Annotated in this window: 12 protein-coding genes; 7 read left to right on the top strand and 5 right to left on the bottom strand. The window is 59.3% G+C overall.

Going from position 1 to position 13,631, the window contains the following annotated elements; all coding sequences use genetic code 11:
• Window positions 1–68 precede the first annotated feature (68 nt).
• Complete coding sequence (locus ACEN8Z_RS26495) at window positions 69–506, top strand: DUF3757 domain-containing protein (protein ID WP_495596167.1); 438 nt, start codon at window positions 69–71, stop codon at window positions 504–506.
• A 167-nt stretch (window positions 507–673) separates the two neighbouring features.
• Here ACEN8Z_RS26495 and rlmF read toward each other — a convergent pair whose 3' ends face one another.
• From rlmF to ACEN8Z_RS26470, 5 genes are all read right to left on the bottom strand, one after another.
• On the bottom strand, window positions 674–1,705 hold the full coding sequence (gene rlmF, locus ACEN8Z_RS26490) for a 23S rRNA (adenine(1618)-N(6))-methyltransferase RlmF (protein ID WP_495596166.1): 1,032 nt from the start codon (window positions 1,703–1,705) through the stop codon (window positions 674–676).
• Between the two features lie 246 nt (window positions 1,706–1,951).
• Window positions 1,952–4,798 carry a valine--tRNA ligase gene (locus tag ACEN8Z_RS26485; RefSeq protein ID WP_495596165.1) on the bottom strand — a complete coding sequence of 949 codons (2,847 nt, stop codon included), beginning with the start codon at window positions 4,796–4,798 and terminating at the stop codon, window positions 1,952–1,954.
• Between the two features lie 230 nt (window positions 4,799–5,028).
• On the bottom strand, window positions 5,029–6,345 hold the full coding sequence (locus ACEN8Z_RS26480; protein ID WP_495596164.1) for an MFS transporter: 1,317 nt from the start codon (window positions 6,343–6,345) through the stop codon (window positions 5,029–5,031).
• A 220-nt stretch (window positions 6,346–6,565) separates the two neighbouring features.
• Entirely contained in the window at window positions 6,566–7,798 is a 1,233-nt protein-coding gene (locus tag ACEN8Z_RS26475) for a transporter associated domain-containing protein (protein ID WP_495596163.1), read from the bottom strand.
• A gap of 12 nt (window positions 7,799–7,810) precedes the next feature.
• A complete protein-coding gene (locus tag ACEN8Z_RS26470; protein ID WP_495596162.1) occupies window positions 7,811–8,623 on the bottom strand; it encodes a cytochrome C assembly family protein in 813 nt (270 codons plus the stop codon).
• Window positions 8,624–8,833: 210 nt separating this feature from the next.
• Between ACEN8Z_RS26470 and ffh the strand changes: the two genes are divergently transcribed.
• The 6 genes from ffh (at window position 8,834) to xerD (ending at window position 13,435) form a co-directional block, all read left to right on the top strand.
• Window positions 8,834–10,210 carry a signal recognition particle protein gene (gene ffh / locus ACEN8Z_RS26465; protein WP_495596161.1) on the top strand — a complete coding sequence of 459 codons (1,377 nt, stop codon included), beginning with the start codon at window positions 8,834–8,836 and terminating at the stop codon, window positions 10,208–10,210.
• A gap of 250 nt (window positions 10,211–10,460) precedes the next feature.
• Complete coding sequence (gene rpsP, locus ACEN8Z_RS26460) at window positions 10,461–10,712, top strand: 30S ribosomal protein S16 (protein WP_007972721.1); 252 nt, start codon at window positions 10,461–10,463, stop codon at window positions 10,710–10,712.
• A gap of 5 nt (window positions 10,713–10,717) precedes the next feature.
• Window positions 10,718–11,254 (top strand): ribosome maturation factor RimM, encoded by a 537-nt coding sequence (gene rimM, locus ACEN8Z_RS26455; protein WP_007990026.1) that lies wholly within the window; start codon window positions 10,718–10,720, stop codon window positions 11,252–11,254.
• 2 nt (window positions 11,255–11,256) lie between these two features.
• A complete protein-coding gene (gene trmD / locus ACEN8Z_RS26450; RefSeq protein WP_007998533.1) occupies window positions 11,257–12,009 on the top strand; it encodes a tRNA (guanosine(37)-N1)-methyltransferase TrmD in 753 nt (250 codons plus the stop codon).
• Between the two features lie 45 nt (window positions 12,010–12,054).
• Window positions 12,055–12,405, top strand: coding sequence for a 50S ribosomal protein L19 (rplS, locus tag ACEN8Z_RS26445; protein WP_003440273.1), 351 nt, complete (start codon window positions 12,055–12,057; stop codon window positions 12,403–12,405).
• A 133-nt stretch (window positions 12,406–12,538) separates the two neighbouring features.
• Window positions 12,539–13,435 carry a site-specific tyrosine recombinase XerD gene (xerD, locus tag ACEN8Z_RS26440; RefSeq protein WP_007998531.1) on the top strand — a complete coding sequence of 299 codons (897 nt, stop codon included), beginning with the start codon at window positions 12,539–12,541 and terminating at the stop codon, window positions 13,433–13,435.
• Window positions 13,436–13,631: the final 196 nt, after the last annotated feature.

Below are 13,631 nucleotides of genomic sequence, written 5' to 3'. Positions count from 1 at the left end.
GGTGTGGCGCTCGGCTTTGCGTAAAAGCTAAAAAACTAAATTCTAGTGGTTAGTTGTAGGGATATTTTATGAAGCTTAAACAGTTGGTGTTGTGTGTGGCGGTTATGTTATCCGGCCAGGCGTGGGCAAATGTCACGGAGTACTGCCCAAGCCCTTCAGACATCAAAGAGGTGGCCCCAGGTGTCTATAAAGCGCCGACGGCCAGTGGCGACGGCGAGTGGTACGGCGTGTCTCAAACCGGACGGGGGCAGGTGGGTGAATTCGAATTGGCGATATTCGCGCCTCACAAGGATGTCGAGGGTGAAACTGTCATAGGTGAAGTCCTGCGTTGTGGTTATAAGCTGCAAAAGGGCGGCGCGTTGGATATGCGCTTCAAGCGGGAAGGGGTCGTCGCCAGTATTGAAACAAATGGACCATGGGAAGAGTGGAATTCACGGTATTACTGTGACAATAAAGAAGTACGTGGCTGCGCATTCAAAGAAGTTGTCAGGGTAACGAAGCGCTGATGCGTGATTCATTCGATCCAGGGTATCGGGTCAATGGTGGCCAATATCCTGATTGAAGCTGTCAGCAAGTAACACTTGTTAAAAAAGCCGTGCACCGAATTAACCCGTGCACGGCTTTTTTGTTCGCAACAAAGACTTGGCCCAAGGCCAAGCGCTGCAACGTTCTGTTACTCCGATGAAGCCTTGGCCCACCGTGCCTGGCGCCAGGCCTGTTGCTGCGCTTTGGTCTGGAAAGTCCAGGCGACGAAGCGGCTCTGTTTCTGTCCCTGGGACATTTCCACTATCTGGTTTTCCAGTGCGCCGGCCTTTTTCAGGGCGGTCTGGATCGCGGGAAGATTTGAGGCTTTCGACACCAGGGTGCTGAACCACAAGACCTGCTGCCCCACTTGAGCACTTTCGCTGACCAGTTGCGTGACGAAACGCACTTCCCCACCCTCACACCACAATTCCGCCGCTTGTCCGCCGAAGTTCAGCACCGGCAGCTTGCGTTTCGGATCGGCTTTACCCAAGGCGCGCCATTTGCGCGTGCTGCCCCGTGTGGCCTCGTCCAGCGATGCGTGGAACGGCGGGTTGCACATCGTCAGGTCGAAACACTCGGCACTTTCCAGCAGGCCTGTGAGGATCTGCTTGGGATTGCTCTGTTGGCGCACCTGAATGGCTTTGTTCAGGCCGTTGGACACAATGATTGCCTTGGCGGCGGCGATGGCGGTCGCATCGATATCGGAACCGAGAAAATGCCAGCGGTAATCACTGTAACCGATCAGCGGATATACGCAGTTGGCGCCCATACCGATGTCCAGCACCTTCACGGCGGCGCCACGGGGGATCACACCGTCATTGCCACTGGCCAGCAGGTCGGCAAGGAAGTGCACGTAATCGGCGCGACCTGGCACCGGCGGGCACAGATAGTCGGCCGGAATGTCCCAGTGAGCGATGCCGTAGAACGACTTGAGCAGGGCCCGGTTGAACACCCTCACGGCTTCGGGGCTGGCGAAGTCGATGCTTTCCTTGCCGTACGGATTGATGATCACGAACTTCTTCAGTTCCGGAGCGCTTTTGATCAGCGTCGGAAAGTCGTAGCGACCCTGATGGCGATTGCGCGGGTGCAGGCTGGCCTTCTCGCGGGGCTCCACGGCTTTGGCCGGGGTCGCGGGTGAAGGCTTTTTGCGCGCAGGTTTCGGTGGGCGAGGGGCGGTCATGGCGGTGGTCAATTCGGGTATGGCTGAAAGTGGCGGGCATTGTCCCACATCTGTGGGGCAACACCGACCAAATGTGGGAGCGAGCCTGCTCGCGAATGCGGTGGGTCAGTCGCCATCATCGTTGATTGTTACACCGCCATCGCGAGCAGGCTCGCTCCTACAGGGGATCTTCATAAGATGTAAGAAAGTGGCAGGCATAAAAAAGGGAGGCCATTACCGGCCTCCCTCTTTCATTGCGATCTGCCGTTACAGGCTGGCAATCCGCGCATGCTGCTCGGCCAGCTTGCCCAGGGCCTGTTCGGCCTCGGCCAGTTTGGCGCGTTCTTTCTCGATGACTTCGGCTGGCGCCTTGTCGACGAAGCCGGCGTTGGACAGCTTGCCGCCGACTCGTTGCACTTCACCTTGCAGACGCTGGATTTCCTTGTCCAGACGCGCCAGTTCTGCACCTTTGTCGATCAAGCCGGCCATGGGCACCAGTACTTCCATCTCGCCGACCAGCGCGGTGGCGGACAGCGGCGCTTCTTCGCCAGCAGCCAGTACGGTGATCGATTCGAGGCGCGCCAGCTTCTTCAGCAGGGCTTCGTTCTCGGTCAGGCGACGCTGATCCTCGGCGCTGACGTTCTTCAGGAACAGCGGCAGCGGTTTGCCCGGGCCGATGTTCATTTCGCCACGGATGTTACGGGTGCCAAGCATCAGGCCCTTGAGCCATTCGATGTCATCTTCGGCCGCCTGATCGATGCGTGTTTCGTTGGCCACTGGCCACGGTTGCAGCATGATCGTCTTGCCTTCGATACCGGCCAGCGGCGCGATGCGCTGCCAGATTTCTTCGGTGATGAAGGGCATGAACGGGTGCGCCAGGCGCAGGGCGACTTCCAGCACGCGAACCAGGGTGCGACGGGTGCCGCGCTGGCGCTCGACCGGTGCGTTTTCGTCCCACAGCACAGGCTTGGACAGTTCCAGGTACCAGTCGCAATACTGGTTCCAGATGAACTCGTACAGGGCTTGTGCCGCCAGGTCGAAACGGAACTGGTCAAGCTGGCGGGTCACTTCGGCTTCGGTGCGTTGCAGCTGCGAAATGATCCAGCGATCAGCCAGGGACAGTTCATAGGCTTCGCCGTTCTGGCCGCAGTCTTCGCCCTTGTCCAGCACGTAGCGCGCTGCGTTCCAGATCTTGTTGCAGAAGTTGCGGTAGCCTTCGACGCGGCCCATGTCGAACTTGATGTCGCGACCGGTGGACGCCAGCGAACAGAAGGTGAAGCGCAGGGCGTCGGTGCCGTAGCTGGCGATGCCTTCGGCGAACTCGTCACGGGTCTGCTTCTCGATCTTCTTCGCCAGTTTCGGCTGCATCATGCCGGAGGTGCGTTTCTGTACCAGCGCTTCGAGCTCGATGCCGTCGATGATGTCCAGCGGGTCCAGGACGTTGCCCTTGGACTTGGACATCTTCTGGCCCTGGCCATCACGCACCAGACCGTGAACGTACACTGTCTTGAACGGGACCTGCGGCGTGCCGTCTTCGTTTTTCACCAGATGCATGGTGAGCATGATCATCCGGGCAACCCAGAAGAAAATGATGTCGAAGCCGGTTACCAGGACGTCGGTGGAGTGGAACTTCTTCAGGAATTCGGTTTTCTCCGGCCAGCCGAGGGTGGAGAACGTCCACAGGCCCGAGCTGAACCAGGTGTCGAGAACGTCATTGTCCTGCTGCAGAGCAACGTCCGGGCCGATGTTGTGCTTGGCCCGCACTTCGGCTTCGTCGCGACCGACATAGACCTTGCCCGACTCGTCGTACCAGGCCGGAATCCGGTGACCCCACCACAGCTGACGGCTGATGCACCAGTCCTGGATGTCGCGCATCCACGAGAAGTACATGTTTTCGTATTGTTTCGGCACGAACTGGATACGGCCGTCTTCAACGGCAGCAATCGCAGGCTCGGCCAAAGGCTTGGTAGACACATACCACTGGTCGGTCAGCCACGGCTCGATAACGGTGCCGGAGCGGTCGCCTTTCGGCACTTTCAAGGCGTGATCGTCAACGCTGACCAACAGACCGGCAGCGTCGAACGCGGCAACGATCTGCTTGCGCGCTTCGAAGCGGTCGAGGCCGGCGTATTCGGCCGGGATCTTGCCGTCGATGCTTTCGTTCAGTGTGCCGTCGAGGTTGAACACCTGGCACGCAGGAAGAACGGTGGCGTTCTTGTCGAAGATGTTCAGCAGCGGCAGGTTGTGGCGCTTGCCGACTTCGTAGTCGTTGAAATCGTGGGCCGGGGTGATTTTCACGCAGCCGGTGCCGAATTCAGGGTCGCAGTAATCGTCGGCGATGATCGGGATGCGGCGGCCAACCAGCGGCAGCTCGACAAATTTGCCGATCAGGGCTTTGTAGCGATCATCGTTCGGGTTCACCGCAACGGCGGAGTCGCCGAGCATGGTTTCCGGGCGAGTGGTCGCGACGATCAGGAAATCGTTGCCTTCAGCGGTCTTGGCGCCATCGGCCAGCGGGTACTTCAGGTTCCACAGGAAACCTTTCTCGTCGTGGTTTTCCACTTCAAGGTCGGAAATCGCCGTGTGCAGCTTGGTGTCCCAGTTGACCAGGCGCTTGCCACGATAGATCAGGCCGTCTTCGTGCAAACGAACGAACGCTTCTTTAACGGCTTCCGAGAGGCCGTCGTCCATGGTGAAGCGCTCGCGGCTCCAGTCAACGGACGAGCCCAGGCGACGGATCTGGCGGCTGATGTTGCCACCGGACTCATCCTTCCACTCCCAGACTTTTTCGAGGAATTTTTCGCGGCCCAGGTCGTGGCGGCTCTGGCCCTTGGCTTCGAGCTGACGCTCTACCAGCATCTGCGTGGCGATACCGGCGTGGTCGGTGCCCGGCTGCCACAGGGTGTTGCGACCCTGCATGCGGCGGAAACGGATCAGGGCGTCCATGATCGCGTTGTTGAAACCGTGACCCATGTGCAGGCTGCCGGTGACGTTCGGCGGCGGGATCATGATGGTGTAGGACTCGCCCGCGCCTTGCGGGGCGAAGTAATTCTCTGACTCCCAGGTGTTGTACCAGGAAGTTTCAATGGCGTGCGGCTGGTAGGTCTTATCCATGCGCGGCGGGACCCTATTGGCATTTATTCAGGAAAAGCCGGGAAGTATAGCGGGGATGTGCCGATGCGCGTAGAGCGAGGTGACAATGGGTGGGGGAAAAGTTGTGGTTGGTGTTTTGTCTGGGAGGGCCCCTTCGCGGGCAAGCCCGCTCCCACAGGATCAGTGTCGATCACAAAATAGTGGTTCGACAAAAGTCCTGTGGGAGCGGGCTTGCCCGCGAAAGCAATCTGTCAGGCGACCTGATTCAAATCGTTATGCCGCGTCTCCTTCAAACACAGCACTGCAATCAAACTCAGCACCGCCGCCCCGGACACATACCCGCCGACGTAACTCAAACCACCCATCGCCACGAGTTTCTGTGCGAAGAACGGCGCCGCGGAGGCGCCGACGATACCGCCCAGGTTGTAGGCCGCCGAGGCGCCGGTGTAGCGCACGTGGGTGGGGAACAACTCCGGCAGCAGCGCACCCATCGGCGCAAACGTCACACCCATCAGGAACAGTTCGATGCACAGGAACAGCGCTACGCCCCACGTCGAGCCTTGAGTCAGCAACGGCTCCATCAGGAAACCGGACAGGATCGCCAACACGCCGCCGACGATCAGCACCGGTTTACGCCCATAACGGTCACTGGCCCAGGCCGACAACGGAGTGGCGGCCGCCATGAACAGCACGGCGAAACACAACAGGCCGAGGAAGGTTTCTCGGCTGTAGCCAAGCGTTGTCACGCCGTAGCTCAGGGAAAACACGGTGGAGATATAAAACAGCGCGTAGCACACGACCATCGCACCGGCTCCCAGCAATACGGGCACCCAGTATTGGCCGAACAGCTCGAACAGCGGGATCTTCACCCGTTCCTGACGCGCCACGGCGTTGGCGAACACCGGGGTTTCATGCAGTTTGAGGCGCACGTACAGGCCGACCAACACCAGCGCGGCGCTGAGCAGGAACGGAATACGCCAGCCCCATGAGCGGAATTGTTCATCGTCCAGCACTACGGCCAATGTCAGGAACAGGCCATTGGCCGCCAGAAAACCAATGGACGGACCCAGTTGCGGGAACATGCCGAACCACGCGCGTTTGCCTTTCGGCGCGTTTTCCGTGGCCAGCAATGCCGCACCACCCCATTCGCCGCCCAACCCCAGGCCCTGGCCGAAGCGCAGGACGCAAAGCAGGATCGGTGCCCAGGTGCCAATGCTGTCGTAACCGGGCAGCACGCCGATCAGCGTGGTGCACACGCCCATCAGCAGCAGCGAGGCGACCAGGGTCGATTTGCGACCGATACGGTCGCCGAAGTGGCCGAAAAGGGCCGAACCCAAGGGGCGTGCAAGGAAGGCGATGCCGAACGTGAGAAACGCCGAAAGCATCTGGGCGGTGCCGGATGTCTGTGGAAAGAACACCGGGCCGATCACCAGCGCAGCGGCGGTGGCATAGACGTAGAAGTCGTAGAACTCGATGGCGGTACCGATGAAGCTCGCGGTGGCCACGCGGGTGGCGGAGTTCGTCGGTTGCGCAGGTGTGGAGTCGCTGTAAGTCGTGCTGGTCGTCATGCGGTTATCCCTGACAGTCATGTGCTCCAGTGGAGCGAATTATTATGGTCGAGAACCCAGGGATGTGGGCTTAACGCAGAGTGCGGGTGGCACAGGGTGTGGCGGGGCTTGGGTAAGCGGTTCGATTATAGGAAGGTGGCTAACGATCAAACAAGTGGCTTGGGGTCTGGCATTTGTGGCGAGGGAGCAAGCTCCCTCGCCACAGAAAATTACCTCGATCCTAGATAACCACAGGCATCGAGCTGGTCTGCCAGATCAATACTCGCGTGACACGGTTGTCTTCGGTCTCGAGAATCTCCAGGCGATACCGACCGATCTTCAGGCACACCGCGCTTTCGGGAATGGTTTCCAGTGCCTCGGTGACCAAGCCGTTCAGGGTTTTCGGGCCATCGCTTGGCAGGTGCCAGCCGAGGCTCTTGTTCAGCTCGCGAATGGACGCGGCGCCGTCGATCACCAGGCGTCCGTCGGCCTGGGGATGAATGTGCGGGTTGTCCAGGCTGTGCTGGCTTTCGAACTCGCCGACGATTTCTTCGAGAATGTCTTCCAGGGTGACGATGCCCAGCACTTCGCCGTATTCGTCGACCACCATGCCCAGGCGCCGCTGCTGCTTGTGGAAGTTGAGCAGTTGCAACTGCAACGGGGTACTTTCCGGCACGAAGTACGGCTCGTGACTGGCCGCCAGCAACGCTTCCCTGGTCAGGCTCGCATCGGGCAGCAAGTGAAGGATGTGTCGGGTGTTGAGGACGGCTTCGACCTGGTTGATATCACTGTGGAACACCGGCAGGCGAGTGCGTTTGTTGTGGCGCAATTGTTCGATGATTTCTTCGAGGGCGTCATCGAGATTGATGCCGTCCACATCACTGCGCGGTACCAGGATGTCATTGACCGTGATGTTGTCCAGCGCGTGGATGCCTGGCAGCGGGTGAGGGCGGCTTACGGTTTCCGGCATGTCCTGCCGCTCCGTCAGTGTTTCGTCCTCACTTCGTTGCACCACTTTGGCTTTACGGGCGAACGGTCGCATCAGCAACTGACTGATGCTGTTGAGCAGCCATGCCGCGGGATAGATGATTTTCAGCGGCACGCGCAGCAGGTTGTTGCCTTGGGCCAGGATCGCATCCGGATAGCGGGTAGCGAGGGCGCGTGGCAAGTAGTCGGAAAACACCAGCAATATGGCGCCCGCCCCGAGGCAAGCGACCCACGGACCGTTTTCGGCCCAGGTGAAAATGGCCAGCAAGGTACTGATGACCACCACGAGTGCACGGCAGAGGGTGTTGCAAAAAATCAGGCTGGCCAGGGGGAAGCTGAGTTTCGCCACCGGCTTGTCGCTGGAACGCGTCGCGGTGCGCTGGGCCAGCAAATACTGGTGCGCCGCTTCGATGGCGGTAAACAGCCCCGACCATAAAACCAGCAGGGTCACTACCGCGAGCATCGGCCCTATGGGCAAGTCGTCCATTAATGCCGCCCGTCAGATATGCAGGATGTATTCACGAACCAGTTTGCTGCCGAAATACGCCAGCATCAGCAGGCAAAAGCCGGCCAGGGTCCAGCGAATGGCTTTGTGCCCGCGCCAGCCGAGGCGATTGCGGCCCCAAAGCAGCACGCTGAAAACGATCCAGGCCAGGCAGGCCAGCAGGGTTTTGTGCACCAGGTGCTGGGCGAACAGGTTTTCGACGAACAGCCAGCCGGAAATCAGCGACAGCGACAACAGTGTCCAGCCGGCCCAGAGGAAACCGAACAGCAGGCTTTCCATGGTTTGCAGCGGCGGGAAGTTCTTGATCAGCCCGGATGGGTGCTTGTGCTTGAGTTGGTGGTCTTGAACCAGCAGCAGCAAGGCCTGGAACACCGCGATGGTGAACATGCCGTAGGCAAGGATCGAAAGCAGTATGTGGGCGAGGATGCCCGGCTCCTCATCAATGACCTGTACTGTGCCGGCGGGGGCAAAATGCGCCAGCATCACGGTCAAGGCCCCAAGCGGGAACAGCAGGACCAGCAGGTTCTCTACCGGTATTCGCGAGCAGGCCAGCAGGGTCAGCGCGATGACCGCCACGGCAATCAGGCTGGCGGCATTGAAGAAGTCCAGGCCCAGGCCGCCCGGGGTCAGCAGGTGGCTGAACAGGCTGGCGCCGTGGGCCAATACGGCGAGCACGCCGAGCATGACCAGCAGGCGTTTGTTGACCTTGGCGCCGGACGCCAGGCGAGTGCCCTGGTAAATGGTCGCAGCGGCATACAAGCAGGCGGCGGCGAGGGTAGTTAGCAAGCTGGGTGACAAGGGGAGCATAAATCCTGTTAGGCAAGCCCGAAAGTCGCTGAGTTTGGCATAGAACCCACACCACACGAAAGACCGCGCAACCCGACAGCGAGGTGTCCGCCAGCCACAGTCTTCGCTATAATCCGCGACCTGCCCACGCCGCAGGCTCGCCGAGCACACGTTTAGTCCGGTCCGGGCCGCCATTATCCCGGTCTACACAGGGCCTGAAAGGATCGCGCAATGTTTGAAAACTTAACCGACCGTCTCTCGCAGACGCTGCGCCATGTCACCGGCAAGGCCAAGCTGACTGAAGACAACATCAAAGACACCCTGCGTGAAGTGCGCATGGCGTTGCTCGAAGCCGACGTCGCCTTGCCGGTGGTCAAGGACTTCGTCAATTCGGTCAAGGAACGCGCCGTCGGCACCGAGGTGTCGCGCAGCCTGACGCCGGGCCAGGCCTTCGTGAAAATCGTCCAGGCCGAACTCGAAAGCCTGATGGGCGCGGCCAACGAAGACCTGAACCTGAGCGCCGTTCCGCCAGCGGTCATCCTGATGGCCGGTTTGCAGGGCGCCGGTAAGACCACCACCGCCGGCAAGCTCGCGCGGTTCCTTAAAGAGCGCAAGAAGAAGTCGGTCATGGTCGTGTCCGCCGACGTTTACCGTCCAGCGGCGATCAAGCAGCTGGAAACCCTGGCCAACGACATCGGCGTGACGTTCTTCCCGTCGGATCTGAGCCAGAAGCCGGTCGACATCGCCAGCGCGGCTATTAAGGAAGCAAAACTCAAATTCATCGACGTGGTCATCGTCGATACCGCTGGTCGCCTGCACATCGACGAAGAGATGATGGGCGAGATCAAGGCGCTGCATGCCGCGATCAACCCGGTCGAAACCCTGTTCGTGGTCGATGCCATGACCGGCCAGGACGCCGCCAACACGGCCAAGGCCTTCGGCGATGCATTGCCGCTGACCGGTGTGATCCTGACCAAGGTCGACGGTGACGCCCGTGGCGGTGCCGCGCTGTCGGTGCGTGCCATCACCGGCAAGCCGATCAAGTTCATCGGTATGGGCGAGAAGAGCGAAGCGCTCGATCCGTTCCACCCTGAGCGTATCGCCTCGCGCATCCTCGGCATGGGCGACGTGCTCAGCCTGATCGAGCAGGCGGAAGCGACGCTCGACAAGGACAAAGCCGACAAGCTTGCTAAAAAGTTGAAGAAGGGCAAGGGCTTCGACCTCGAAGACTTCCGCGATCAGCTGCAACAGATGAAGAACATGGGCGGCCTCGGCGGGCTCATGGACAAGCTGCCGAACATGGGCGGCGTGAACCTGGCGCAGATGGGCAACGCCCAGGGCGCGGCAGAAAAGCAATTCAAGCAGATGGAAGCCATCATCAACTCCATGACCCCGGCCGAGCGCCGCGACCCTGAGATGATCAGCGGTTCGCGCAAACGCCGGATCGCCATGGGTTCCGGCACCCAGGTGCAGGACATCGGCCGCTTGATCAAGCAGCACAAGCAGATGCAGAAAATGATGAAGAAGTTCTCGGCGAAAGGCGGAATGGCCAAGATGATGCGCGGCATGGGCGGTATGTTGCCTGGCGGCGGCATGCCAAAGCTCTAAAGAATCCGCGCCGGTCATCGTACCGGCGCAGACCCCGCAAGGAAGCGGGATCTCCAGCAAACCCGCATTTGGCGGGAGCTGACCGGCCGTTTTCAACGACGGCTCTATAGCAAATCTGCACGGCGGCCGGTAGGCGCCGGAAAAAGTCATTTGCAAAAGTCCGGATATTCCTTAGAATATGCGGCCTTTCGGGCACCCATGCCCGCTGTGCATTTAGATTTGCAGCACCGACTACAGGAACGATGTTCACATGCTAACAATCCGTCTTGCCCTTGGCGGCTCCAAAAAGCGCCCGTTTTACCACTTGACCGTAACCGACAGCCGCAACCCGCGCGACGGTTCGCACAAGGAACAGGTTGGCTACTTCAACCCTGTTGCCCGTGGTCAGGAAGTTCGTCTGTCCGTGAACCAAGAGCGCGTAGCCTACTGGCTGAGCGTTGGTGCACAACCTTCTGAGCGCGTTGCTCAGTTGTTGAAGGAATCTGCTAAGGCTGCGGCCTGAGCAATATGAACGCGACGCCAGCCATTGCTGATGATTTGATCGTTATCGGCAAGATTTATTCTGTTCACGGCGTTCGCGGCGAAGTGAAGGTGTACTCCTTTACTGATCCGATTAAAAACCTGCTGGACTACAAAACCTGGACGCTCAAGCGTGAGGGTAATGTAAAGCAGGTAGAGCTGGTCAGCGGACGCGGGAATGACAAGTTTCTGGTCGCAAAGCTCAAGGGTCTCGATGATCGCGAAGAAGCTCGTCTTCTGGCTGGTTATGAGATCTGCGTGCCGCGCAACCTGTTCCCTGAACTGACCGACGGCGAGTACTACTGGTACCAGCTGGAAGGTCTCAAGGTTATCGACACGCTCGGACAACTGTTCGGGAAAATCGATCACCTGCTGGAGACCGGCTCGAACGATGTCATGGTGGTCAAGCCTTGCGCTGGCAGCCTGGATGATCGCGAACGCCTGTTGCCCTATACGGAGCAATGCGTGTTGGCCGTCGACCTGGCCGCAGGCGAGATGAAGGTGGATTGGGATGCGGATTTCTAAGCGTGGCTAACTTGCGCGTAGAAGTGATCAGTCTGTTTCCCGAGATGTTCTCCGCCATCAGCGATTACGGCATCACCAGTCGTGCGGTGAAACAGGGGCTCTTGCAGCTCACCTGTTGGAATCCGCGAGACTACACGACGGATCGACATCACACTGTGGACGATCGCCCGTTTGGCGGTGGTCCGGGCATGGTGATGAAGATCAAGCCCCTGGAAGATGCTCTGGTTCAGGCCAAGGCAGCCGCCGGGGAGGGAGCGAAGGTAATTTACCTGTCCCCCCAAGGCCGCCAACTGACTCAGTCGGCGGTACGCGAGTTGGCGAATCTGGATGCATTGATCCTGATTGCCGGCCGCTATGAAGGCATTGACGAGCGTTTTATAGATGCTCATGTCGATGAAGAGTGGTCGATTGGCGACTATGTACTGTCTGGCGGCGAGCTGCCGGCGATGGTCCTGATCGATGCGGTTACACGACTGCTGCCTGGAGCTTTAGGGCATGCGGACTCCGCCGAGGAAGATTCCTTTACGGATGGTTTGCTGGATTGCCCGCACTACACCCGACCGGAGGTGTATGCGGATCAGCGTGTTCCCGACGTATTGCTAAGTGGCAATCACGCGCACATCCGGCGTTGGCGTTTACAGCAGTCCCTTGGTCGGACCTTTGAACGACGCGCCGATCTTCTGGAAAGCCGCTCGCTTTCTGGAGAAGAGAAGAAGCTGCTCGAGGAATACATCCGCGAGCGGGACGATAGTTAACAACGTATCGATGGTAAATCCGATGATTTACCTTAGGAGCACAGCATGACTAACAAAATCATCCTTGCACTCGAAGCAGAGCAGATGACCAAAGAGATCCCTCCCTTTGCCCCGGGCGACACCATTGTCGTTCAGGTGAAAGTGAAGGAAGGCGACCGTTCGCGTCTGCAAGCGTTCGAAGGTGTTGTTATCGCCAAGCGTAACCGCGGCGTAAACAGTGCATTCACCGTTCGTAAAATCTCCAACGGTGTTGGCGTAGAGCGTACTTTCCAGACCTACTCCCCGCAAATCGACAGCATGGCTGTCAAGCGTCGCGGTGACGTACGTAAAGCCAAGCTGTACTACCTGCGTGATCTGTCGGGTAAAGCAGCTCGCATCAAGGAAAAACTGGCTTAAGTCCAGCTTCCGATGCAGAAAAAAGCAGCCTTCGGGCTGCTTTTTTGTTGCCTGCGATTTATGCGTGCGATGGTTCCGCGGGCGCGCGGGCTATGAAAGACTTGCGGTCAGTCTTTCCGCTGCCTGAGTCTTTATGCCCGCCATCGATCATCCCCTGATAGATCAATTCCTCGACGCCCTGTGGCTAGAGAAAGGTCTCTCCGACAACACCCGCGATGCTTATCGCAGTGACCTTGCGCTGTTCAACGGCTGGCTGCAGGAAAAAGGCCTGGAGCTGATCAACGCAGGCCGCGAGCTGATCCTCGATCACCTGGCCTGGCGCCTGGAGCAAAACTACAAACCCCGTTCGACCGCCCGATTTCTCTCCGGCGTGCGTGGCTTCTATCGCTATTTGCTGCGGGAAAAGCTGATTGCTGTCGATCCGACCCTTCGCGTCGATATGCCGCAACTCGGCAGGCCATTGCCAAAGTCCTTGTCGGAAGCAGATGTAGAGGCCTTGTTAAAAGCGCCGGATCTGAGCGAAGCCATCGGCCAGCGCGACCGCGCCATGCTCGAAGTGCTGTACGCCTGCGGACTGCGGGTGACCGAGCTGATCAGCCTCACCCTTGAACAAGTCAATTTGCGTCAAGGCGTGTTACGTGTGATGGGCAAGGGCAGCAAGGAGCGGTTGGTGCCAATGGGCGAGGAGGCGATTGTCTGGGTCGAACGCTATATGCGTGATGCCCGCAGCGAACTGCTTGGCGGGCGTCCCAGCGATGTATTGTTCCCGAGCCAGCGTGGCGAGCAGATGACCCGCCAGACCTTCTGGCACCGGATCAAGCATCAGGCCAAGGTGGCCGGGATCGGCAAGTCGCTGTCACCGCATACGCTGCGCCATGCCTTCGCCACGCACCTGCTCAACCACGGTGCAGACTTGCGGGTGGTGCAGATGCTGCTGGGGCACAGCGATTTGTCGACCACCCAGATCTATACCCACGTGGCACGCGCACGCTTGCAGGACCTGCACGCCAAACACCACCCGCGCGGTTAGCACGGGACTGTGTAGCAGCTGGCGAAGCCTGCGTCCGGCTTGGGCCGCGTTCGGACGAAGCAGTCGTAAACCCTGAATTCTCGGTTTAACTGATGTACCTCAGTGCCTGATCTTACGACTGCTGCGCAGCCGGACGCAGGCTTCGCCAGCTGCTACATAAATGCGTCGTGCAACGTGAGCGAAATGTCGTGCATCA

It is taken from the genome of Pseudomonas sp. Pseusp10 (assembly GCF_059492225.1).
Note: the sequence above shows the minus strand (reverse complement) of the source record. Positions and strands in the feature narration are given on the sequence as shown.